This is a genomic window from Mesorhizobium sp. B2-2-4, assembly GCF_006442375.1.
In the GTDB taxonomy this organism is placed as follows: Bacteria; Pseudomonadota; Alphaproteobacteria; order Rhizobiales; family Rhizobiaceae; genus Mesorhizobium.
On record NZ_VFWB01000012.1, the window covers coordinates 27,218 to 48,816 of the forward strand.

The following is a 21,599-nucleotide window of genomic DNA, read 5'->3' on the forward strand; positions in this document are numbered from 1 at the left end:
GAAAGGGCTTGACGGAGCTTCAAAATTGGTAATACCAGATCAAAGGAGAAAAGCGGATCGAAAGTGAGGGCTGCGATCCATTTCCGGACGGGCGAGGAGGCTCCAAACCGGAAGGCGCGACCAAGGGAGGAACTACCAGGGCCGGCCCCGTTTGCCGGTTCGCTTGATACGGTAGAATGCGCACAAGGGAGGAAACATCATGCGCAAGATAGTGACCAGCTTGCTTGCTGGTATCGGCTTGACACTTGCCTGCGGAACATCCGTCTACGCCCAGGACAAATCGCTCACCATCTTCTGGGCGGAATGGGATCCTGCCAACTACCTCCAGGAACTCGGCAACGAGTACGAGAAGGAAACCGGCGTCAAGATCACGGTGGAGACCACGCCCTGGGCCGACTTCCAGACCAAGGCCTTCACCGAGTTCAACGCTCATGGCGATGCCTACGACCTGGTCGTCGGCGACTCGCAGTGGCTCGGCGCCGGCTCGACCGGTGGCCACTATGTCGACCTCACCGACTTCTTCAACAAGCACAAGCTCGGCGAGGTGATGGCGCCGGCGACGGTGAAGTACTACGCCGAATATCCTGGCAACAGCGGCAAGTACTGGGCCATCCCGCTCGAAGGCGACGCCGTCGGCTGGTCCTATCGCAAGGACTGGTTCGAGGATCCCAAGGAGAAGGAAGCCTTCAAGGCCAAATACGGCTACGACCTCGACGTGCCGAAGGATTTCAAGGCGCTGCGCGACATCGCCGAATTCTTCCACCGGCCGGACCAGAAGAGATACGGCATCGCCATCTACACCGACAATTCCTATGACGCGATGGCGATGGGCTTCGAGAACGCGCTGTTCTCCTATGGCGGCGAACTGGGTGACTATTCGACCTACAAGGTCGACGGTTTCATCAACTCCGACAAGGCTGTCGCCGCGCTCGACGCCTATAAGGAGCTTTACAAGTTCACGCCTCCGGGCTGGGCCAAGTCGTTCTTCGTCGAGGACAACCAGGCGATCACCGAAAACCTGGCCGCGATGAGCATGAACTACTTCGCGTTCTTCCCCTCGCTGATCAACGAGGCGTCGAACCCGAACGCCAAGAACACCGGCTTCTTCGCCAATCCTCCCGGGCCGAACGGCGACCAGTTCGCCGCACTCGGTGGCCAGGGCATCTCCGTCGTCTCCTACTCGCAGAAGCAGGACGAGGCGATGAAGTTCCTCGAATGGTTCATCAAGGACGAGACCCAGAAGAAGTGGGCGGCACTCGGCGGCTACACCTGCAGCGCAGCCGTGCTCAAGTCCGAAGAGTTCCAGAATGCGACGCCCTACAACAAGGCCTTCTACGAGACCATGTTCAAGGTGAAGGATTTCTGGGCGGTGCCGGAATATGCCGAACTGCTCCAGCAGCTCAACCAGCGCGTCTATCCCTACATGATCGGCGGCGAAGGCACCGCCAAGGAAACGCTCGACGCACTGGCCGCCGACTGGAACGCGACCTTCAAGAAATACGGCCGCGGCCAATAATCGTTCATGTCCCACGGAGGGGGCGCTCATGCCTCCTCCGTTTCTTTTTCTTCAAGCGGGAGCAGGGTCTTGGCGACCACGATGATCACCACGCTGGACAGATCTTCACGCGCGGCCGCGCGTGGCCTTAGCGATATTTCGATCCGCAATCTTTTCATCATCCCGACGATCCTGTTCCTGATCGTCTTCAACATCTTTCCGCTGATCTATTCGCTCGGCTATTCCTTCACCGATTTCCGCGCCTCGACCAACGCGCCGGCGAATTTCGTCGGGTTGCAGAACTACCGCGACCTGCTCAGCGATCCTTATGTCTGGTCCAACTTCGCGATCACCGCCAAATACGTGATCATCTCGGTCGCCGGACAGTTGCTGGTCGGCTTCGGCGTGGCGATGCTGCTCAACCGCGATATTCCGCTGAAGGGGCTGCTGACGACCCTGCTGCTGCTGCCGATGATGCTGTCGATGGCCGTCGTCGGCCTGTTCTGGAAACTGCTCTACGATCCGTCATGGGGCGTCATCAACTATGCGCTTGGGCTTGGCAATTTCGAGTGGCTGGCCGACCCCAAGATGGCACTCTACGCGGTGGCGCTGACCGACATCTGGATGTGGTCGCCCTTCGTCATGCTGCTGTCGCTGGCCGGCCTCTCGGCGGTGCCGAAGCACCTCTACGAAGCCGCCGCTATCGACCGCGCCGGTCCGTTCTACACCTTCTTCCGCATCACCTTGCCGCTGGTCGCGCCGATCCTCATGATCGCCGTCATCTTCCGCACCATGGAAGCGTTCAAGACCTTCGATCTGGCCTACATCCTGACCACCCAGCCGACGGCTGAACTGATCTCGATCCGGCTCTACAAGATGGCGTTCCAGGAATGGCAGACCGGGCGCTCCTGCGCGCTCGCCTACATCGTGCTGATCATGGTGCTGGCCATCACCAACATCTACGTCAAATATCTCAACAAAGTGAAGGAGCGCTGAGATGGCCGCCGTCCGCACTTCTTCCGAGATCGCCCTCAACCGCGTCGCAATCGTCGCCGTGCTGGTGGCGACAGTGATCTTCCTGGCGCCGATCTACTGGATCGCCTCGACGGCGTTCAAGCCGCGCAATCTTGCCACCACCATCCCGCCGACGGTCGTGTTCCAGCCGGAGATATCGCCCTTCGTGAAGCTGTTCACCAAGCGCTCGCAATTGCGCAGCCCGCCTTCGCCGGAAGAATACGCGGCGGCGCCCTGGTGGGAACGCGTCGTCTTCGACGGCGGCGAAAAGATCGTGCGCGACGGCAAGGGCCAGGTGCAATGGTCGGGCTATCCGAACCGTTTCATGAATTCGCTGATCGTCGCGATCACCTCGACGGTGCTGGCGGTCGGCATGGGTACGTTCACCGCCTATGGCTTCTCGCGCTTCAGGGTCAAAGGCGAGGCGGACCTTTTGTTCTTCATCCTGTCGACCCGCATGCTGCCGCCCGTGGTGGTGGCGATCCCGATGTTCCTGATGTACCGGGCGGTCGGCCTCAACGATTCCCATATCGGGCTGATCATCCTCTACACCGCCTTCAACCTGTCCTTCTCGGTTTGGCTGATGAAGGGTTTTATGGACGAGATCCCGAAGGAGTACGAGGAAGCGGCGCTCGTCGACGGCTATACGCGCATGGAAGCCTTCTTCAAGATCGTGCTGCCCGAAGCCGCCACCGGCATCGCCGCCACGGCCGTGTTCTGCTTCATCACGGCATGGAACGAATATGCCTTCGCGCTGATCATGACCAATCGCCGCGCCCAGACCGCACCGCCGTTCATCCCGAGCCAGGTCGGCTCCGGGCTGCCGGACTGGACGGTGATCGCCGCCGGCACTTTCCTGTTCCTGCTTCCTGTCGCCATCTTCACCTTCCTGCTTCGTAATCACCTGTTGCGCGGCATGTCCTTCGGAGCGATCCGCAAATGAGCTTTCGCGCCATCAACCAGAAATATCTGGAACCAGGCAGCCAGGTGCTGATGGTGCTCGGCATCGTTGCGCTCTGCCAGCCCTGGAACTTGCTGCTGCACAGCTATGGGCTGACCATCATCCTGATCGGCCTGATCGGCTTCAACATCACCTCCAAGATCGCACCGCAAGAGGAAGCCGGAACCGGCCAGTCAGGCGATCCGCAGCGAAATCCGGGAGCGCAGCATTGACCCAGATCGAGCTTCGCGGCGTCCAGAAGTTCTTCGGCGCCGTCCAGGTCATCAAGGACCTCAACCTCAAGATCGAAGACAACGAGTTCATCGTGCTGCTCGGTCAGTCGGGCTGCGGCAAGACGACGACGCTGCGCGCCATTGCCGGGCTGGAGACGATCGACGAGGGCGACATCCTCATCGACGGCAAGCCCATCCAGCATCTGAAGGCCGCCGATCGCGACATCGCCATGGTCTTCCAGTCGTTCTCGCTGTACCCGCATATGAGCGTCTACGAGAACATCGCCTTTCCCTTGCGCGCCACGCGAAAGAGCAAGAGCGAAATCGACCAGGAAGTTCGCTCGGTCGCCAAGACGCTGCAAATCACGGACCTGCTCGGCAAGAAACCGTCGGCGCTGTCGGGCGGCGACATGCAGCGCGTGGCGATCGGCCGGGCACTGGTGCGGCGGCCGAAAGCGATGCTGATGGACGAGCCGATCGGCGCGCTCGACGCCAAGCTGCGCGAGGAGATGCGGGCCGAGATCAAGCGGCTGCACATCAAGCAAGGCTCGACCACCATCTACGTCACCCATGACCAGATCGAGGCGATGAGCCTCGCCGATCGCATCGTCATCATGCATGAGGGGGTTCTCCAGCAGGTCGGCTCCCCCGACGAGGTCTATTCGCACCCGGCCAACCTCTTCGTCGCGCAATTCGTCGGCAGTCCGGTGATGAACGTGGCCGACGCGGCGGTGGCCGAAAAAGCCTCGTCGGCCTCGGTGACGGTGGGCGATGCGCCAACCGGTTTCGAATTCCCGCGCGCGCTCCTGTCGAAGCTGAACGGCCATGCGGGCGGCCGGCTGGCACTCGGCATCAGGCCGGAAGGCGTCCTCATCAGCCGTGAGGCGGCGGAGGGCTTCATGGCGGTCGAGACGCAGATCGTCGAGCCGCTCGGCTCGTTCGACATCGTCGACCTGAAAGTCGGCTCCAAGATGCTGCGCGCCCGCACCAAGAGCGGCTTCATTTCAGGTCCCGGCGAGAGGGTGTTCGCCAGGATCGATCCGACACAGGCGCATTTCTTCGACGCGGCGAGCGGCAAGTCGCTCGGAGTGAGACTCTGATGGCCCATATCCAGCTCAAGAATATCTCCAAGACGTTCGGCAATCACACGGCCCTGACCGGGCTCGACCTCGACATCGCCGATGGCGAGTTCTTCGTTCTGCTCGGCGAGACGGGCGCGGGCAAGACAACGACGCTGCGGCTGATCGCCGGACTTGAAAAACCGAGCGAGGGCCAGGTCTTCATCGACGGGATCGACGTTGCCGACTGGGGCGCCGCGGAGCGCGACGTGGCGCTGGTGCTACAGCAATATTCGCTCTATCCGCGCTATACGGTGCGCGAAAACCTCGAATTCCCGCTGAAGCCGAAGATCCGGCGGCTGCCCGACGCCGAAATCAAGGACCGCGTCGACCGCGCGGCGCGGACGCTCAGGATCGCGCATCTGCTCGACCGCAAGACCGACCGGCTGTCGGGCGGCGAGATGCAGCGCGTCTCGATCGGCCGGGCCATCGTGCGCAAGCCGCGCGTGTTCCTGATGGACGAGCCGCTGTCGGCGCTCGACGCCAAGCTGCGCGAGGCGCTGCGCACGGAACTGAAGAACCTGCAGATGCAGCTCGGCGCCACCTTCCTGTTCGTCACCCACGACCAGATCGAGGCGATGTCCATGGGCGACAAGGTGGGCGTGCTCAACCATGGCCGCATCGTCCAGACCGGCACGCCGCATGAGATCTACAACAATCCGCGCGACACCTATGTGGCGAGCTTCGTGGGCTCGCCGCCGATGAACCTCATCGACGGCAGGGTGGTCAACGATCGTGCGGTCATGGCGCCGCTGAATTTCGAATTGCCGCTTTCAGGGGGAGCCAAGGCGAGTGCGGCGACCGACGGTCGCCCGCTCGTCTTCGGCATCCGCCCCGAGGACGTCTATCTCGAGAGCGGTGCGCCGGTCGAGGCGCGCGTCCACGACGTCGAAAACCATGGCGTGGAAAAGATCCTGACGCTGCGCGTGGGCGAGACCACGCTGCGCGCCACGGTGCCGGCGCGGACCGATGTCGCGATCGAGCAGCCGGTGCGCTTTGCCTGGAATCCGGACAAGGTGGTGCTGTTCGACAAGGGCAGCGGCGTGAGTTTGCGGCACGCCGGATGAGGCGAATATCGCGAATGCGATGTTCCGGACAGCGCCCTAAACAAAAAGCCCGACTTGCGGCAGGGCAAGGAATCCGGGTTAACGGGTCCCTCCGGAGCCTTCGTCGGTGCGCTGTTGATGAAGCATTGAACGGAAAAACCCGCCTGTGCGGCGGGTCCCTGGCGCAACTCAGCACCATAACCAAATATCTACCATAGTTGCCTTCACCCAGTCAAGAAAAAATTCCTATCATGGGAAACTGGCACAGCGGGACTGGCTGTGGTCAGGTCTTGTTAACCCGAGTTCTGAGCCCCCGCAGCAATGCCGGCCGGACAGCCGTCCCGCACCTCTACTTCGGCAGATAGGTCTCATAGGGCTCGGTGTTGATCAGCAGGATCACGCATTCCGTGTCCGAGAGGCAGGCGTCGGCATGCATCTCATTGGCCTTCTGGGTCCAGTAGGATCCGGGAGGCAGCTCGACCTTGCTCGCCTCGCCGCCGTCCATCTGCCAGTGCGCCCATAGGCCCTGGATCACCACGGCGCGATAATCGGCGGTGTGCGCATGAACAGGGGCGTGCCAGTTGCCCGGGACTTTCAGCAAGGTACCCGCGGGGCGCTTGGCCCTTTCTCCCCATAGCGGTCCGAGACGCTGCGGTTGGTCCGGCGCCTCAGAAACATAGGGAATCTTGTTGGCCGGCAGATAGCTGTCCTCAAGGGCGAAGGCACGGCCGGGGACAGTGAGCATTGCGGCCAGCGTCAGGATTTTTAAGTGATTTGGCATCGCTTCTCCTCTTCGGGCCGACTTGCCGCCGGCGCTCGTCTGTTGGATGACAAGCTATTGCAAATGGCCAAGCCGGGACTGGCATTCTGTCCGGAACACTTGGCAATTCATCCAGGCCGGAAATCGCCACTGCAAACAGCGTTGATTTAGCCTTTTGCCGAGGCGCCGCCCGCGGCGCGCAAATGGCTGGGCGCGCTGCCGACGATGCGCTTGAAGGCCCGGCTGAACGACGCTTCCGAATCGTAGCCCAATCTGGCGGCGATCACCGACACCCGCATCCCTTCTTCCTCGAGCCACCGTCTTGCCTGATGCATGCGCACCCCGGCGACATATTTTGCCGGCGTCTCTCCGACGACGGCCGTGAAACGTTCGGCAAAAGCCGACCGTGAGGCGCCCATCTCGCGGGCCAGCGCTTCGACGGTCCAGTTCCTGTCAGGCTGCCGATGAATGGCGACCAGCACGCGGCCGATGTCCCGATCCTTGATCGCCGCGATCCAACCCGTGATGTCACCGGCGCTGTTCTCCACCCAGGAGCGGATGATGGCTGCGGCCAATACATCGGCCAGCCGCGCCAGCATCATGCCGGAGCCGGCCCGGTTCCTCGTCGCCTCGTCGGCCATGGCTTCCAGCAAATGCGGGATGCCTGGCTCGCCGGCCATCAGCTCCTTCGCGCGCAGCATATCCGGCATCATGGCCAGCAGTGGATGCGAGCCATCGTGGTTGAAGTGCATGCTGCCGCAGAACAGCAGCGTTTTTGCACCATGGCCGCCGTTCGAGGCGGCGTAGACATTGTCCTGCAGGGGCTCGACGCTGTAGCTTTCGAGCGGTTCGGCTTGTACACCGGGTGCGCTGGCAAGGATATGCTCGGCGCCGCGCGGCAACAGCAATGCATCGCCGGCTTTCAGTTCCATCCATTCGCCTGGTGGCGAAAGCAGCCAGCATCCGGCACGGCCGATGAAGTGAAACCGCGCCGCCTTCTGCACCGGAAAGAGCACGGCCCAAGGCGTGCCCAGTTCGCAGCGGCCATAGTCGACGCCCTCGAGGCGCAGCGCGCGCAACATCTCGGTCAACGCACCCCCCGGGGCCGGCACAGTGTCGTTGGGCGAGGTCAAGTCCATGCCGATTCCTACAGCAGTTCAGCGTCCCACGGAAACGCTGAACTGCTGTACCTCTTCGGGCAATTCCGGACGGAATTGCTCCAGCCTGGAGTCACGGCCTGCCGCTTCAGCCGGCCTGGCGGATCTCAGCATGTTCCTCGGCACGCAGGTGGCTGGGAGCCGAGCCGATGACGCGCTTGAAGGCCCGGCTGAAGGCGGCGTCCGACTCATAACCCAGGCGTGTGGCGACGACGGAAATCTTCTGGCGATCGCGCACCAGCCATTGCCGGGCCTGGTGCATGCGCACTTGGGTGACGTACCTGGCCGGCGTCTCGCCGACAATGGTGGCAAAACGCTCGGCAAAGCCCGATCGCGAGGCGCCCATCATCCTGGCGAGCGCCTCGACGGTCCAGTCGCGGTCCGGTTCGAGATGGATGGCGGCCAGAACGCGCCCGATGTCGGGATCCCTGACCGCCGCGATCCAACCGCTTGAATCGCCGCAGCCGCGCTCGACCCATGAGCGGATCACGGTGGCGGCAAGGACGTCGGCGAGCCGCGCCAGAATGCCGCCGGAGCCGACGCGCTCCATCGTCACTTCACGCGCCATCGAGTCCAGGAGATGCGGAATACCCGGCTCATAAGCTTCGAGTTCATGCGCGCGCATGACATCAGGCATCATGCCGAGCAGGGGATGTAGGCCATCGATGTTGAAGTACATGCTGCCAAAAAACAGCAGCGTGCCCGGACAGCGACCATCGGGGCACATGGCTTCATTGGACATGCAATAGACGTTCTTGCAGACTTCTTCGGCCGCGTAGCCCTGGATCGGCCAAGCCTTGGTGCCCGGTTCGCTTGCCAGCACATGCGCTGCGCCACGCGGCAGCAGCGCCGCGTCGCCCGCCTTGAGCTCGACCCACTCGCCCGAGGGCTGCATCAGCCAGCAGCCCTTGCGGCCGATGAAGTGGAATCGCGCCGCTGCCTGGGCCGGAAACTGGATGCCCCAAGGCTCCCGCATTTCGCAACGGGCGTAGTCGACGCCGTCGAGACGCAGCCCGCGCAATATGTCGGTCAGCGGATCGCCAGTGGTCGAAATTTTGGACGAACGGTCAAACATAATGGTGTTTCTAGCATGGAAACTCCAGGTCGTCACTCCCTATGTTGCAGTGCAGCCAAATGTTGCGCTGCAACTTCATCGGAGACTGACCATGGCCGAACCCGCGACGGGCGTCGTCGACGCCGCCCTATTGAACACTGTCGATCAGGAGGAACGAACCGAGCCGGCATGGGGCGCCGTCGTCTCGCTGGCGCTTGGTGTTTTCGGTCTCGTTACGGCGGAATTCCTGCCCGCCAGCCTGTTGACGCCGATGGCGAGCGATCTCGGCGTCAGCGAAGGCGTTGCGGGACAAGCGGTCACCGCGACGGCGATCGTCGGCGCCATTGCCGCTCCCACGATGGCGATCATGACACGGCGCATGGACCGCAGGCTGGTGATGTGGATGCTGACCGCGTTTCTGATCGCCTCGAACCTTTTGGCCGCCTTTGCCTCATCGCTGCCCATGCTTCTGCTTGCCCGCGTCGTGCTCGGCGTTGCGCTGGGCGGCTTCTGGGCGATGTCGGCGGCCATGGCGTTGCGGCTGGTGCCGATGCGGCTGATGCCACGCGCCATGTCGATCATCCTAACCGGCGTTTCGCTGGCCACCGTCACCGCCGCCCCTGTCGGCGCCTATGTCGGCGACATCTGGGGCTGGCGCACGGCTTTCATGATCGCCACCGTCGTCGCCGCGCTGGCGTTGCTGGTGCAGGTTGCCACCATTCCGAAGCTGCCGCCGATGGGCGTGGCAAGTTTCCGCACCTTGCTCGAGGTGCTGGAACGCCCGTCCATCAGGGTGGCGCTGCTGGTCGTGCTGCTGGTCGCTTCGGGGCACTTTGCCGGCTTCACCTATGTGCGCCCCTTCCTCGAGAAGATCCCGATGCTCGGCATCGAGACAATCTCGCTGGTGCTCCTGGCCTATGGCATAGGCGGCTTCTTCGGCAATATCGCCGGCGGCATCCTGGCCGAACGCAATCTCAAGGCCGCCGTCGCGCTGGCACCCCTGCTGATCGCAGTGGCCGCCGCCTCGATGCTGGTCTTCGGCGCCTCGCCGGCGATCGACGCCGCCGCCGTGGCGGCCTGGGGCTTTGCCTTCGGCGCGGTGCCGGTCGGGCTGCAGACATGGCTGGTGCGGGCCGCGCCCGATCAAGCCGAGAGCGCCGGCGGCCTGATGGTCTCCACCTTCCAGGTGGCGATTGCGCTCGGCGCCGTCTTTGGCGGCCTGCTGGTCGATCATGCCGGCGTCGCCAGTGCCTTCGCCTATTGCGGCGTGGCGACTTTGCTGGCGGCAGTCGTGGTGTTCCTGCTCGGCCCAAAACGCGCCGGGTAGGCTCTCCCGACAACCATCCCTGACTTGCGCAACGGCCCGAGAACCATCATGGTTCTCGGGCCGTTGCCTTTGCGATGGCGGCGTCGCTGACAGGCAGACGCGGCAGGCTGCCGGCGAAATTCAGCCTGAACGCCCATCGAAGTCGAAGATCGACAAGGCGGACGGATCGACATCGGCGACACAGTTGACGTTGATGTAGGCGCTGCGTTCACTCCCCTCGCGCACATCCTCGGCGAAAGGATGGATGCCGCAGGTGCGACAGAAGCGGTGCGCGATGGCGCAGTTGCCGAATGTGTAGGTGCCGATCTCGTCGCTCCAGGCCAGCACCCGCAGCGCCTGATGCGGAACGGCGCACAGCAAGGCGCCCTTGCGCGAGCAGATCGAGCAATTGCACCGCACGGCTTCGGTCAGTTCCGCCTCGAACTCGAAGGCGACCTTGCCGCAATGACAGCTGCCTTTGTAGAGCATCGTTCTCTTCCTTGCGTCCGCCAGGGGTGCAAAACCGCCCGCGCCGGGTTAAGTCTCGGCACGCCACGCGCCGGCTGCTAAGCTTAAGACGTCCCAGAGGTCCGGAGTCCGACACCGAAGATGCAATCCGTCCGCGATCACCTGGAAACTATCCTTGCGCGTCTCGCCGCCCGTGCCGGTGAAGAACGTGTGTTCACGAAACTCTATATCGAAGCCGCGCGAGCCGCAGCCGATGCCGCCGACGCGCGGCGGAGGGCCGGCGTGAGGCTCGGACCGCTCGACGGAACGATCATTTCGATCAAGGACCTGTTCGATGTCTGCGGCGAGGCGACCACGGCCGGATCACTGCTGCTCAAGGATGCTGCGCCGGCAATTGGCGACGCCATGATTGTGCGCCGGCTGCGGCAAGCCGGCGCGGTGATCATCGGCAAGACCAACATGACCGAGTTCGCCTTTACCGCCATCGGCGACAACCAGCACTATGGCACGCCTGGCAACGCGACCGATGCCGACCGCATTCCCGGCGGCTCTTCCTCCGGCGCCGGCGTTTCCGTCGGCGAGGGGACGAGCGAAATCTCCATCGGTTCCGACACTGGCGGATCGATCCGTATTCCGGCGGCACTTAACGGCGTCGTCGGCTTCAAGCCGACGGCGCGGCGGGTGCCGCTCACAGGCGCCTTTCCACTGTCGGCCACGCTGGACTCGGTCGGCCCGCTCGCCCGCACCGTGGCGCAATGCGCCGCAGCCGATGCGGTGATGGCGGGCGAGGACTTGGCGCTGCCGGCGCCACTCGCCCTTGCGGGGCTGCGCATCGGTCTCCCGCGCGGCGTGCTTTTCGGAGAGACTGAAGGCGCGGTGGCAGCAGCGTTCGAGCGCTGCCTCGGCAAGATCGAGCAGGCCGGCGCACGGGTCGCGGACCTGTCGATCGACGACCTGATCGCGGACCTTCGCGCGGTCACAAAACGTGGTTCGATCGCCGCGATGGAAGGGGCTGAAGTGCATGCAGACTGGTTGGCGGCAGGCGCTCCGGTGCCGGTTGACCCGCATGTGAGCGGACCCTTGTCGCGGGCGGCAATGCTGCCGACCCCGGTTTACATCAGGGCACTGCGTCGCCGTGCTGCGTTGGCCGCCGCCACGGATGAGCGGCTGACGTCGGTCGATGTGCTGGCCCTGCCAACCACGCCGGTGACGGCGCCGACCCTCGTCTCCCTGGCGCAAGATGCCGGTCTGCGCGATCGCACGGAGGGCCTGCTGCTGCGCAACACGCAGGTGGCCAACCAGTTCGATCTCTGCGCGATCTCGCTGCCGATACCAGGCATGGCGCTGCCGGCCGGCTTGATGCTGGTGGCGCGCCACGGCCATGACCGCCGTCTGCTGAGCATCGCCGCTGAAGTGGAGAGATTGCTGGGCGGCTGATCGGGACTGAACCGAATGTCAGTGTGAAGAGCAGTGCTTGCGTTCGCTGTCCTTGGCGGCGCGCTCGACGGCCGTCGCGATCAGCCACGGCAGGCTGTATTGCTTGCCGGTGATGGTCTGGGTGCGTCGCTCGATCGATCCCCTGACGACAATCTTGCCGGCAGAGAGCGCATCCGACGCCTCGACCATCGCCTTGTCCTTCGTCGGCAATCCGCCGGTGTCGATCGACACGCCCTTGATGATCTTGCCGGTGGCGAGGTCGAGCACGCTGTTCGATGGGCAGGGAGCCTTGAAGCAGCGCAGCCCGTTGTCGCAATAGACATAGCTGCTTTTGGCCGCGGCGAGCGAGGGCAGCAGGCCCGCTGAAGTGGTGGCAAGGCAAAGGAATGCGAGGCGGAGAACGGACATGGCTCCAGCGTCGCGAAGAATTGGGGCGAAACGGCGATGGTCTAGCTGTCGGCGGGAAACCGTCGCCGATAGTGCCCGACCACTTCCGGGTTGCGCAGATTGACCGGCAATTTGCCTGCCAGCACCAGCAGGGCCTCGCCGGCCGCGCCAACGCCCATGCGCATCATCGATTCCTCGGTGATGCCGGCCATGTGCGGGGTGATGACGACATTGTCGAAGCTGAAATAGGGATGATCCGGTGGCAGCGGCTGCGTCGAGAACACGTCGAGCGCGGCACCGCCGATGCGGCGCTCCCGCAAGGCCTCGATCAGCGCGTCGTCATCGACGACGGGCCCGCGCGACACGTTGATCAGCAGCGCGTTGGGTTTCATGCGCGATATGCGTTCGCGGCTGATCAGGCCGCGCGTTTCCGGCGTCAGCGGACAGCACAGGACGATGATGTCGCTCTGCTCGACCAGCGCGTCGATCGACAGGAAGCCGACCTTGTCCGGCGCCGGCTGCATGCTGCGGGTCGTTGCGACCACTTTCAGGTCGAACCCATGCGCGGCGATATGGCCAACGGCCTGTCCGACGGCGCCGAGACCGACGATGCCGATCGTCTTGCCGGCGAGCTCGATGTTGGAATTGGCGTGCTCGCGACCGGCAAGCCAGCCCTTGGCGCGCAGGTCGCGGTCGACGACACGAAACTGCCGAAGCAGGGCGAGGGCTGCAAACATCACATGCTCGGCCACCGAGCGTGCGTTGACCGCCGGCACGTTGGCGACCAGCACACCTGCCGCGGTCGCTGCTTCCATCGGGATCATGTCGAGCCCGGCGCCATGGCGGATCGCTGCCCGCAACCTGGTGGCACCCTCGAACAACAGTGGCGGCAGGGGCGCGCGCACAATGACGATGTCGGCATTCCTCGCCTCGGCGGCCAGCGTGCCCGGATCGATGGCCGAGGCGACGACAAGCTCACCCGCCCCCGCCAGCATGGCCGCGGCGCGCGGATGCAGTCTGTGCGTCGACAGGATGCGCGTCATCCCCGTCAGGCCTGTTCGAGCGTCGGGTTTTGCGGCGCCGCCCCGAGGCCTTCGATCAGCCCCTTCCAGTAGCTTTCCGCGCCCTGCAGGTGGGCGCTCATCAGCGCCTGGGCGAGATTGCCGTCGCGCCGCAGCAGCGCCTCGTATATCTGGATGTGTTCGGCATGCGAGCGCACGCTGCGCTCCGGATCGTTGAAGTAGATCGGCAGGCGCTGCTCGCCCATCAAATAGTAAACGCTGCAGATGTTGTGGAAGACGCCATTCTTGGTGGCGCGCACGATCTCGAGATGGAATTCGCGGTCCTCCTTGGCGAGGCCTTCGCCTGCCGCGATGCGTTCTTCCGAGGCCTTCAGGATCTCGCGCAGCCGTTCGAAATTCTCCTCGGTGGCACGCGAGCATGCAAGTTCGGCCGCCTTGATCTCATGGATCTTGCGCAATTCGACCGTCTCGTAGATCTGCAAGGGATCGAGCGGCAGGCCGGCGCGCGCGAACAGCGCCAGCGCCTCGACGCTGGCCTGCTTGGTGTCGATATAGATGCCGGACTTGGCCCTGCGCTCGACGATGCGCATGGCCTCGAGAATGGCCAGCGCCTCGCGGATCTGGCCGCGGCTGACGCCGAAATGCTCCGCCAGTTCGCGTTCCGACGGGGTTCGGCCCGTCTCCTTGTCGGAATGGGAGAACAGATAGGCGGCAAGCTCCGCGAGAAGGTTGTTTTCTTTCATCGTCAATTGCGTTGCGCGTGCGCCTCCAGGAATCGCTCCGAAATGGTGAATCCCAATCCGGGTTTTTCGGGGATCGCTATCATACCGTCCCTGGCTTCGACAGTCTCTTCGACAAGGTCGTGGATCATCGGATTGGCACCGAGCGAATATTCGACGGTGAAGCTCGACGGCGAGGCGGCGCAGACATGCAGCCCGGCGAAGAAGCAGGGCGCGCCGGCCCATAGATGCGGCGCAAAGCGCAGGTTGAAGGCGCTGGCGATGGTTCCGATCTTCATGGCCTCGCTGATGCCGCCGCAGAAGGCGGGATCGGGCTGGAAGATGTCGGCGGCCTTGAGCACGGCGAGGTCGCGGAAGGCATAGCGGGTCGCATCGCTTTCGCCGGTGGCGATCGGTATGGCGCCGGAGGCACGGACTTCGGCAAGGCCGGACTTGTCGTCGGCGATCACCGGCTCCTCGAACCAGGCAAGGTCGAGATCGCCGGCGAGATGGATGAAACGCTTGGCCTCCGCCACCGTATAGGTGCCATGGGCGTCGACCATCAACTCGACGTCGGGGCCGAGCGCCTCACGGGCGGCGCGAACGCGAGCGGCCGACACATGCGCGGCGCCATCCATGGCGCCGATGCGCATCTTCAGCGCCTTGAAGCCGCCCCTGGCGACATAGGATTTGAGCTGGTCGCCGATCGCGTCGGCGGACGCCCAGCCACCCGAGGCGTAGGCCGGCATGCGATCGAGCTTGCGCCCACCGATCAGCCGCCAGACCGGCTGCCCGAGCGATTTGCCCAGTATGTCCCAGAGCGCGATGTCGACGGCGCTGATGGCGGCCACGCTCATGCCGCGCCGCGCCAGCTGCGGCATGGCATGGCCGGCGCGCGCCGCGCTGTCGTGGCGCACGCCGTTGTAGAGCATTTCCCAGATGATGCCGATATCGGCCGGATCGCGGCCGACGAGCTGCGGCCCGACCTCGCGGTTCAGCATATGGACGAGCGCACCATAGCTGCCGGCGCTGCCGGCGGCGTTCTTGCCTTCGCCCCAGCCGACCAGCCCGTCATCGGTTTCGATGCGCAGGATGGCGGCGTCGAAGGTCGTCACCTGACCGAAATCGCTGCGGTGCTGCTTGGCCGCCTCGATCGGTATGCGAATCCACCAGGCCTGGACGCTTTTGATGCGCATGGTCTTCCCCGGCCCTGCCGCCGGATGGCGGGAGGGCTCATTCCCAATCGGATCGGCTACTTGATCAGCGGCAGCAACGTTTCGGCAGTGATCCGCATCTGGTCGGTGTAGAACTTTTCCGTCAGCACGCTGGAGCCGTGATCCTGGATGAATTTGAGCTGCTCGGGCGAGATGTCGACCGGGTGGCGTTCGACCATGTCGGGGTAGGGCGCGGCCGGGGTGCGGTCGACAGGCGCGACGAACTCGTTGGTCAGCGCCCCGTCATAGCCGACCTCCCGCAAGGTCGCGACGATCTTCGGCCAGTCGATCTGGCCAAGGCCTGCGGCGAAGCGGTTATTATCGGCGACATGGAAGTCGAACAGGCGCTTTCCGACCTTACGGATCGCGTCGTAAACGTTAAATTCCTCCATATGGAGGTGGTAGGCGTCCAGGCAGACGCCACATTCCGGGCTGACAGCGTCGGCCAATGCCAACGCCTGGGCGCCGCGATTGAACAGGTAGGTCTCGAAACGGTTGAGCGGCTCGACCGCGATCTTGACGCCGACCTTCTTGGCGTGGGTGAAGCACTCCCTGGTGGCATCGACCACCCACTTCCATTCCTCTTCCTCGGTGCCGTCCGGCACGACCTTGCCGACGGTCGCCGGAACCAGCGTGATGATCTCGCCGTCGAGTTCGCTGACCATGGTCAACACGTCCTTGACGTATTGCACGGAGCGCTCGCGCTGGCCCTGGTCCCGGGCGGCAAGGTTGCGTTCGCCCAACATCAAGGTCACGGCGCCCCAGCAGCGTATGCCGTGCTCCATCAGGAGCGCGCGCGTCTCCTTGGTCTTGTACTGGTCGGGCTCGCCGGAAATCTCGATCGACTCATAGCCGAATTTCTTGATGCGCTTGAGCGTCGTCTCCAACGGTTCCGCGCGCATCCAGTTGTGCGTCGAAAGATGCATGGTCTGTCCTTCCCGGATCGTCCCTAATGGTTCGCCTGCAACATGCCGTCACCGGATGTGACGGACGGTTCCTCCCCAAGGCGTTCCAGCATTTCTTCGCAAACTGGTTCGACCAATTGGGCCCACGACGAGGTCTACAGCAATTTCCAACGCGCGGCAAGAACTGTGCGATGGCAACTTGCTCTCTGGATTACTCCATTGATTATATTGGACTATGCTGCCCTCCCGTGGCGCGGCGGAGGGCTCTGAATGTGAGTGGCAAGGCTTGACCAAATCGCCACGTTTGGTAATACCAGAATGACAATGCACGCAAGTGACCGTTGAGAACAGACCAAAGTGGCTGGCCCTGTCTTCAATCGGCGCTATGCTCGGTCGCGACAACAATGAGGGAGGATGCCGATGCCGACGACGATGAAGGGCCCTGGACTGTTCCTGGCGCAGTTCGCGGGCGATGCAGCGCCGTTCAATTCGCTTGCATCGATCACAAAATGGGCGGCCGGCCTCGGCTATAAGGGCGTGCAGATCCCGACCTGGGACGCGCGCTTGTTCGACCTCCAGAAGGCTGCGTCTTCCAAGGCCTATTGCGACGAGGTGAAGGGCATCTGTGCCGACGCCGGCGTCGAGATCACCGAACTATCGACGCATCTGCAGGGGCAATTGGTGGCGGTGCATCCGGCCTATGACGCGCAATTCGACGGCTTTGCGCCGGCTTCGGTGCACAACAACCCCAAAGCGCGGCAACAATGGGCGGTCGAACAGATGCAGTTCGGGGCCAAGGCGTCGCGCAATCTCGGGCTCGACGTCTCGGTGAGCTTCAGCGGCGCTCTGGCTTTCCCCTACCTCTATCCCTGGCCACAGCGGCCGGCCGGATTGATCGAAGAGGCGTTCGCAGAACTAGGCAAGCGCTGGAAGCCGATCCTCGATGTCTATGAGGACAATGGCGTCGACGTCGGCTACGAAATCCATCCCGGCGAGGATGTGTTCGACGGGGCGACGTTCGAGATGTTCCTCGACGCGGTCGGCGGCCACAAGCGCTGCAACATCAATTACGATCCGTCGCACTTCCTGTTGCAGCAGCTCGACTATCTCGAATTCATCGACATCTACCACGAGCGCATCAAGGCCTTCCACGTCAAGGACGCCGAGTTCAATCCGACCGGGCGGCAAGGCGTTTATTCCGGCTACCAGAGCTGGACGAACCGCGCCGGCCGCTTCCGCTCGCTCGGCGACGGACAAGTGGATTTCGGCGGCATCTTCTCCAAGCTGACGCAGTACAATTATGATTCCTGGGCGGTGCTGGAGTGGGAGTGCTGCCTGAAGCATCCGGAAGATGGCGCGGCCGAAGGCGCGCCCTTCATCCAGCACCACATCATCCGGGTGACGGAGAAGGCGTTCGACGATTTCGCCGGCGGTGCCACGGATAAGAAGGTGCTGCGCGCCATGATGGGAATCTAGCGCGGGTTTTCCCTCTCCCTCGAGGGGGAGGTATCTCAGACACGAGGGAGACGACATGGTCGGTGCATCGAAGTCGGAAACGGGAGGCGGCCCGATCCGCTATGGCATGGTCGGGGGTGGGCAAGGCGCATTCATCGGCGCGGTGCACCGGATCGCGGCGCGCATGGACAATGAGTTCGTGCTGGTCGCCGGCGCGCTGTCGTCCGATCCGGCGCGCGCCAAGGCCTCTGCCGCCGAGCTCGGGCTCGACCCTTCGCGCAGCTACGCGTCCTATGCCGAGATGGCCAAGGCCGAGGCAAAGCGCCCGGATGGCATCGAGGCGGTGGCCATCGTCACTCCGAACAATGTGCATGTGCCGGCGGCCAGGGCGTTTCTTGAAGCCGGCATCCATGTCATCTGCGACAAGCCGCTGGCGACGACGCTGGCCGAGGCAAAGAAGCTCGCGGCGATCGTCGAGAAGACCGGCAAGGTGTTCGTGCTGACCCACAATTACACCGCCTATCCGATGATCCGCCAGGCGCGCGAGATGGTGGCCAAGGGCGTGCTCGGCGACATCCGCATCGTGCAGTCGGAATATCCGCAGGACTGGCTGACGGAGGACCTTGCCGCCACCGGTCAAAAACAGGCGGCGTGGCGTTCCGACCCCAAGCAGGCCGGTGCCGGCGGCGCGCTCGGCGACATCGGCACGCATGCCTACAATCTTGCCCGCTTTGTCTCCGGGCTGGAACTCGACACGCTGTCGGCCGATCTCGACGCCTTCGTGCCGGGACGGCAGCTCGACGACAATGTCAACGTCATGCTGCGCTTCAAGCCGGTCGGCAAGACGCATGCGGCAAAAGGCATGATCTGGGCAAGCCAGGTGGCGCCCGGCCATGAGAACGGGCTGAAGCTGCGCATCTATGGTTCGAAGGGCGGGCTGGAATGGGTGCAGGCCGATCCGAACTATCTCTGGTATACGCCGTTCGGCCAGCCCAAGCAGCTGATCACCCGCAACGGTGCCGGCGCGTTGCCGGTTGCGGGCCGTGTCAGCCGCGTTCCTTCCGGCCATCCCGAAGGCTATCTCGAAGGCTTCGCCAACATCTACCAAGAAGCAGCGCGCGCCATCCGCGCCGCGCGGCGCAAGGGCGGCAAGCCTGCCAAGGACGTCGTGTTCCCGACCATTCAGGACGGCGTCGAGGGCATGGCCTTCATCGAGGCCTGCGTGAAATCGTCGAAGAAGAATGGAGCGTGGACGAAACTTTAAATTTGATCTCGCGGGGGGATCATTTTGGGGGAGGGGCGTCGATGAAAATCGGCATGTGCATGTTCTTGTGGACGACGGCGGTGTCGAAGAAGCACGAGCCATTGCTTCGCGACATCAAGGCCACCGGCTTCGACGGCGTCGAGATACCGATCTTTGCCGGCATGCCGGACGACTACAGGAAATTGGGCGAGCTGCTCGATCGCATAGGGCTTGAACGGACCGCCGTTTCAGCGATGGGCGATCCGGCGATGAACCTGATCTCGGCCGATGCGGCAGCGCGCAAGGCCGGTGTCGACTACATGAAATGGGCGATCGATTGCGCAGACGCGCTCGGCGCCAGAACGCTGAGCGGCCCGTTGCATTCGACGCTCGGCGCCTTTTCCGGTTCCGGGCCGACCGCGGCCGAGAAGAAACGCTCCGTCACCTCGCAGCGCGCCATCGGCGATCATGCAGGCAAGAGGAACGTCATCATCGGGCTCGAGGCGCTCAACCGCTTCGAATGCTATCTCCTCAACACGATGGCCGACCTGTCGGAGCATATCGATGCCATCGACCGGCCGCACATCAAGGCGATGTACGACACCTTCCACGCCAATATCGAGGAGGCAGACCCGATCGGCGCCTATACGAAGCATCGCAGGAATGTCGTGCATATCCATATATCGGAGAACGATCGCGGCGTGCCGGGGCGCGGCAACATCCCCTGGAAGGAAACATTCTCGGCCATCCGCAAGAGCGGCTACGACGACTGGCTGACGATCGAGGCGTTTGGACGTTCGCTGAAGGATCTCGCGGCGGCGACCAAGGTGTGGCGCGATTTTTCCGAGAGCCCGGAAGCGGTTTATCGGGATGGATATAAGCATATCAAGAACGGGTGGAAGAAGGCCGCCTAGGTGCCTTGGTCGGGCGATAGTGACGCGAACAAGACCTGCGTCGGCGACCTTTGGCGCAAGGCGAGGCGTTGATTGCGCCTGGCCCATTTTCCAGTTGCGTTCGCGGCGGTTTCCAGGTGGTTCCCCCACTCCGTCTCGGCTTCGCCGAGCCACCTCTCCCCCCTCCGGAGGGAGAGGAAAGGCCCCGGTGGCTCGGGATAGAAAGGAGCCTCCGCCTAGGATCGGCCAGGACGCCCTGGCGCTTTCCTCTCCCCCGTCGATCGGGGGAGAGGTGTCGAGCGCAGCTCGACGGAGTGGGGGTCGACCCTTGGCGCGGCACCATACGATGCCCGCGCTTATGCGTCACAAGGTTAGCCCAGTTCGGCCTGCAACCTGTTGTAGTCATGAATCGTCCGGCTCAGCCTGCGGCGCAGGAAATTGGAAATGTTGTCGAAGATGAAGACCACGACCAGCGTCAGCAGCACCATGTAGAAGACGTTGGCCCAGTTGGAATTGGTGCGCATCGCTTCCCACAGTTTCAGGCCGATGCCGCCGGCACCGACGGCGCCGATGATGGTCGCGCCCCTGGTGTTGGATTCCCACTGATAGAGCGTCTGGCTGATGAACACCGGCACCACTTCCGGCAGTACGCCGTAGCGCTGCACCAGAAGACGGTTGGCGCCTGTCGACACAACACCCTCGCGCGGCTTGTCATCGATGTTCTCCAGCGCCTCGGAATAGGTTTTGCCGAGCGTGCCGATCTCGGTGAAGAAGATCGCGGCGCTGCCGGCCAGCGGACCCGGTCCGAAGGCGCGCGTGAAGAACAGTGCCCAGATCAGCATATCGATGGAGCGCATGAAGTCGAAGAAGCGCTTGAGCAGTTGGTTGACCAGCCGGTTGGGGGTGATGTTGCGGGCGGCGAAGAAGGCGAGCGGGAAGGCGACGATGCCGCCGAGCGCGGTGCCGAGAAAGGCCATGACGATGGTCTGCAACAGCTTTGTCCAGACATCGCCATGCTGCCACTGCGCATTGTTCCAGATGTTGTTGCCGGCGAGCGCCAGATTGGAGGTGCCCGCTTTCAGCTCGGGGCCCGACGTGATCAGTGACACCACCTCGCCGGCGGATTTTCCGAAGAAGGGCGAGCGTGTGTCGAAGACGAAGTTCGCCCAGCCGAGAAAGCGCTTGCGGATCCTGACGCGATCGGGGGCGACGCGGACCTCGCCGGCGAAGCCCATGTCGGCGACGACCTCATCCTCATGCACGGTGACCCAGTCGGGAACAGGTCCCGAGACCAGCGGCTTGCCGCTGTCCAGCGCCACCGCCACGCTCGTCCCAGCGGCGACGATCGTTGCTCGTGCCTTGTCGAAGGTGACCGACTTCGCCGTGCCGTCGATCAGGACCGTCACCGAACCGTCGGCGTTGGTCTTGACCCAATCCGGGTGGGGATTGGGGCCGAGTACAGAAAAGCGGGGGTATTTGGCCGTTATCTGCGGCTCGTCGAGGCGGAAGATCGGCTGCACGTCGTAACTGATCCACTGGGTCAGGAACAGCGGCAGCCGCTCCCAATGCGATTCCCGCAGCACTTGCGGCAGATTGAAGAACCACAGCGCGTAGAGCAGGTAGAGCAAGATGCCGCCAAGCAGCAGCAGCGGCCCGAAGCGCCTGTGGAACGGCCGGCGGAACACTTGCGGGAAGCGGTCCTCGATCGACTGAATTTCGGCGGCGGTCATGGA

21 protein-coding genes are annotated in these 21,599 nt (G+C 63.5%); 11 read left to right on the forward strand and 10 right to left on the reverse strand.

Annotation, left to right across the window (positions count from 1 at the left end):
• Positions 1–199 precede the first annotated feature (199 nt).
• The 6 genes from FJ959_RS26010 (at position 200) to FJ959_RS26035 (ending at position 5,867) form a co-directional block, all read left to right on the forward strand.
• Positions 200–1,516, forward strand: a complete 1,317-nt coding sequence (locus FJ959_RS26010) for an ABC transporter substrate-binding protein (protein ID WP_140500410.1) — start codon at positions 200–202, stop codon at positions 1,514–1,516.
• A 69-nt stretch (positions 1,517–1,585) separates the two neighbouring features.
• Positions 1,586–2,491, forward strand: coding sequence for a sugar ABC transporter permease (locus tag FJ959_RS26015; RefSeq protein ID WP_140500408.1), 906 nt, complete (start codon positions 1,586–1,588; stop codon positions 2,489–2,491).
• A 1-nt stretch (position 2,492) separates the two neighbouring features.
• Positions 2,493–3,452 carry a carbohydrate ABC transporter permease gene (locus FJ959_RS26020; RefSeq protein ID WP_140500406.1) on the forward strand — a complete coding sequence of 320 codons (960 nt, stop codon included), beginning with the start codon at positions 2,493–2,495 and terminating at the stop codon, positions 3,450–3,452.
• Complete coding sequence (locus FJ959_RS26025) at positions 3,449–3,682, forward strand: hypothetical protein (protein ID WP_140513808.1); 234 nt, start codon at positions 3,449–3,451, stop codon at positions 3,680–3,682. The genes FJ959_RS26020 and FJ959_RS26025 overlap by 4 nt, the downstream gene beginning before the upstream one ends.
• A complete protein-coding gene (locus FJ959_RS26030; protein ID WP_140500402.1) occupies positions 3,679–4,782 on the forward strand; it encodes an ABC transporter ATP-binding protein in 1,104 nt (367 codons plus the stop codon). Before FJ959_RS26025 ends, FJ959_RS26030 begins: the two co-directional genes overlap by 4 nt.
• Complete coding sequence (locus FJ959_RS26035; protein WP_140632868.1) at positions 4,782–5,867, forward strand: ABC transporter ATP-binding protein; 1,086 nt, start codon at positions 4,782–4,784, stop codon at positions 5,865–5,867. Before FJ959_RS26030 ends, FJ959_RS26035 begins: the two co-directional genes overlap by 1 nt.
• Positions 5,868–6,195: 328 nt before the next feature.
• On the opposite strand, the gene FJ959_RS26040 is transcribed toward FJ959_RS26035, so the two are convergent.
• The 3 genes from FJ959_RS26040 to FJ959_RS26050 form a co-directional block, all read right to left on the reverse strand.
• Positions 6,196–6,627 (reverse strand): DUF4437 domain-containing protein, encoded by a 432-nt coding sequence (locus tag FJ959_RS26040; protein WP_140513806.1) that lies wholly within the window; start codon positions 6,625–6,627, stop codon positions 6,196–6,198.
• 146 nt (positions 6,628–6,773) lie between these two features.
• Positions 6,774–7,745, reverse strand: coding sequence for an AraC family transcriptional regulator (locus FJ959_RS26045; protein WP_140632871.1), 972 nt, complete (start codon positions 7,743–7,745; stop codon positions 6,774–6,776).
• Positions 7,746–7,851: 106 nt separating this feature from the next.
• Complete coding sequence (locus FJ959_RS26050; RefSeq protein ID WP_140522593.1) at positions 7,852–8,838, reverse strand: AraC family transcriptional regulator; 987 nt, start codon at positions 8,836–8,838, stop codon at positions 7,852–7,854.
• Positions 8,839–8,929: 91 nt separating this feature from the next.
• Between FJ959_RS26050 and FJ959_RS26055 the strand changes: the two genes are divergently transcribed.
• Positions 8,930–10,144: an MFS transporter gene (locus tag FJ959_RS26055; RefSeq protein WP_140632874.1), complete on the forward strand. Its 1,215-nt coding sequence runs from the start codon at positions 8,930–8,932 to the stop codon at positions 10,142–10,144.
• A gap of 120 nt (positions 10,145–10,264) precedes the next feature.
• Here the strand turns inward: FJ959_RS26055 and FJ959_RS26060 are convergent, their stop codons facing one another.
• Positions 10,265–10,612: a GFA family protein gene (locus FJ959_RS26060; protein ID WP_140632877.1), complete on the reverse strand. Its 348-nt coding sequence runs from the start codon at positions 10,610–10,612 to the stop codon at positions 10,265–10,267.
• Positions 10,613–10,732: 120 nt separating this feature from the next.
• Between FJ959_RS26060 and FJ959_RS26065 the strand changes: the two genes are divergently transcribed.
• Positions 10,733–12,028 carry an amidase gene (locus FJ959_RS26065; protein ID WP_140632881.1) on the forward strand — a complete coding sequence of 432 codons (1,296 nt, stop codon included), beginning with the start codon at positions 10,733–10,735 and terminating at the stop codon, positions 12,026–12,028.
• A gap of 18 nt (positions 12,029–12,046) precedes the next feature.
• Here the strand turns inward: FJ959_RS26065 and FJ959_RS26070 are convergent, their stop codons facing one another.
• From FJ959_RS26070 to FJ959_RS26090, 5 genes are read right to left on the reverse strand one after another with little or no spacing between them, the layout of a single operon-like run.
• Positions 12,047–12,436 carry a hypothetical protein gene (locus FJ959_RS26070; RefSeq protein ID WP_140522584.1) on the reverse strand — a complete coding sequence of 130 codons (390 nt, stop codon included), beginning with the start codon at positions 12,434–12,436 and terminating at the stop codon, positions 12,047–12,049.
• Between the two features lie 41 nt (positions 12,437–12,477).
• Positions 12,478–13,458 carry a hydroxyacid dehydrogenase gene (locus FJ959_RS26075; protein WP_140500385.1) on the reverse strand — a complete coding sequence of 327 codons (981 nt, stop codon included), beginning with the start codon at positions 13,456–13,458 and terminating at the stop codon, positions 12,478–12,480.
• Positions 13,459–13,463: 5 nt separating this feature from the next.
• Positions 13,464–14,180 (reverse strand): FadR/GntR family transcriptional regulator, encoded by a 717-nt coding sequence (locus FJ959_RS26080; protein WP_140513801.1) that lies wholly within the window; start codon positions 14,178–14,180, stop codon positions 13,464–13,466.
• Between the two features lie 2 nt (positions 14,181–14,182).
• Entirely contained in the window at positions 14,183–15,352 is a 1,170-nt protein-coding gene (locus FJ959_RS26085) for a mandelate racemase/muconate lactonizing enzyme family protein (protein WP_140500381.1), read from the reverse strand.
• A 56-nt stretch (positions 15,353–15,408) separates the two neighbouring features.
• Positions 15,409–16,296 (reverse strand): sugar phosphate isomerase/epimerase, encoded by an 888-nt coding sequence (locus FJ959_RS26090; RefSeq protein WP_140566006.1) that lies wholly within the window; start codon positions 16,294–16,296, stop codon positions 15,409–15,411.
• A gap of 399 nt (positions 16,297–16,695) precedes the next feature.
• On the opposite strand from FJ959_RS26090, the gene FJ959_RS26095 reads away from it, so the two are divergent.
• The 3 genes from FJ959_RS26095 to FJ959_RS26105 are packed head-to-tail and all read left to right on the forward strand — an operon-like array spanning position 16,696 to position 19,887.
• Positions 16,696–17,751 (forward strand): sugar phosphate isomerase/epimerase, encoded by a 1,056-nt coding sequence (locus FJ959_RS26095; protein WP_140513799.1) that lies wholly within the window; start codon positions 16,696–16,698, stop codon positions 17,749–17,751.
• A gap of 55 nt (positions 17,752–17,806) precedes the next feature.
• Positions 17,807–18,994 carry a Gfo/Idh/MocA family oxidoreductase gene (locus tag FJ959_RS26100; RefSeq protein WP_140500376.1) on the forward strand — a complete coding sequence of 396 codons (1,188 nt, stop codon included), beginning with the start codon at positions 17,807–17,809 and terminating at the stop codon, positions 18,992–18,994.
• 41 nt (positions 18,995–19,035) lie between these two features.
• On the forward strand, positions 19,036–19,887 hold the full coding sequence (locus FJ959_RS26105) for a sugar phosphate isomerase/epimerase (protein WP_140500375.1): 852 nt from the start codon (positions 19,036–19,038) through the stop codon (positions 19,885–19,887).
• A 350-nt stretch (positions 19,888–20,237) separates the two neighbouring features.
• On the opposite strand, the gene phnE is transcribed toward FJ959_RS26105, so the two are convergent.
• Positions 20,238–21,596: a phosphonate ABC transporter, permease protein PhnE gene (gene phnE, locus FJ959_RS26115; RefSeq protein ID WP_140500373.1), complete on the reverse strand. Its 1,359-nt coding sequence runs from the start codon at positions 21,594–21,596 to the stop codon at positions 20,238–20,240.
• Positions 21,597–21,599: the final 3 nt, after the last annotated feature.

Coding starts and splice junctions, on each gene's coding strand:
- FJ959_RS26010 (WP_140500410.1), top strand. CDS start 200: ATGCGCAAGATAGTGACCAGCTTGCTTGCTGGTATCGGCTTGACACTT.
- FJ959_RS26020 (WP_140500406.1), top strand. CDS start 2,493: ATGGCCGCCGTCCGCACTTCTTCCGAGATCGCCCTCAACCGCGTCGCA.
- FJ959_RS26025 (WP_140513808.1), top strand. CDS start 3,449: ATGAGCTTTCGCGCCATCAACCAGAAATATCTGGAACCAGGCAGCCAG.
- FJ959_RS26035 (WP_140632868.1), top strand. CDS start 4,782: ATGGCCCATATCCAGCTCAAGAATATCTCCAAGACGTTCGGCAATCAC.
- FJ959_RS26040 (WP_140513806.1), bottom strand. CDS start 6,627: ATGCCAAATCACTTAAAAATCCTGACGCTGGCCGCAATGCTCACTGTC.
- FJ959_RS26045 (WP_140632871.1), bottom strand. CDS start 7,745: ATGGACTTGACCTCGCCCAACGACACTGTGCCGGCCCCGGGGGGTGCG.
- FJ959_RS26050 (WP_140522593.1), bottom strand. CDS start 8,838: ATGTTTGACCGTTCGTCCAAAATTTCGACCACTGGCGATCCGCTGACC.
- FJ959_RS26055 (WP_140632874.1), top strand. CDS start 8,930: ATGGCCGAACCCGCGACGGGCGTCGTCGACGCCGCCCTATTGAACACT.
- FJ959_RS26060 (WP_140632877.1), bottom strand. CDS start 10,612: ATGCTCTACAAAGGCAGCTGTCATTGCGGCAAGGTCGCCTTCGAGTTC.
- FJ959_RS26065 (WP_140632881.1), top strand. CDS start 10,733: ATGCAATCCGTCCGCGATCACCTGGAAACTATCCTTGCGCGTCTCGCC.
- FJ959_RS26070 (WP_140522584.1), bottom strand. CDS start 12,436: ATGTCCGTTCTCCGCCTCGCATTCCTTTGCCTTGCCACCACTTCAGCG.
- FJ959_RS26075 (WP_140500385.1), bottom strand. CDS start 13,458: ATGACGCGCATCCTGTCGACGCACAGACTGCATCCGCGCGCCGCGGCC.
- FJ959_RS26080 (WP_140513801.1), bottom strand. CDS start 14,180: ATGAAAGAAAACAACCTTCTCGCGGAGCTTGCCGCCTATCTGTTCTCC.
- FJ959_RS26085 (WP_140500381.1), bottom strand. CDS start 15,352: ATGCGCATCAAAAGCGTCCAGGCCTGGTGGATTCGCATACCGATCGAG.
- FJ959_RS26090 (WP_140566006.1), bottom strand. CDS start 16,296: ATGCATCTTTCGACGCACAACTGGATGCGCGCGGAACCGTTGGAGACG.
- FJ959_RS26095 (WP_140513799.1), top strand. CDS start 16,696: ATGCCGACGACGATGAAGGGCCCTGGACTGTTCCTGGCGCAGTTCGCG.
- FJ959_RS26100 (WP_140500376.1), top strand. CDS start 17,807: ATGGTCGGTGCATCGAAGTCGGAAACGGGAGGCGGCCCGATCCGCTAT.
- FJ959_RS26105 (WP_140500375.1), top strand. CDS start 19,036: ATGAAAATCGGCATGTGCATGTTCTTGTGGACGACGGCGGTGTCGAAG.
- phnE (WP_140500373.1), bottom strand. CDS start 21,596: ATGACCGCCGCCGAAATTCAGTCGATCGAGGACCGCTTCCCGCAAGTG.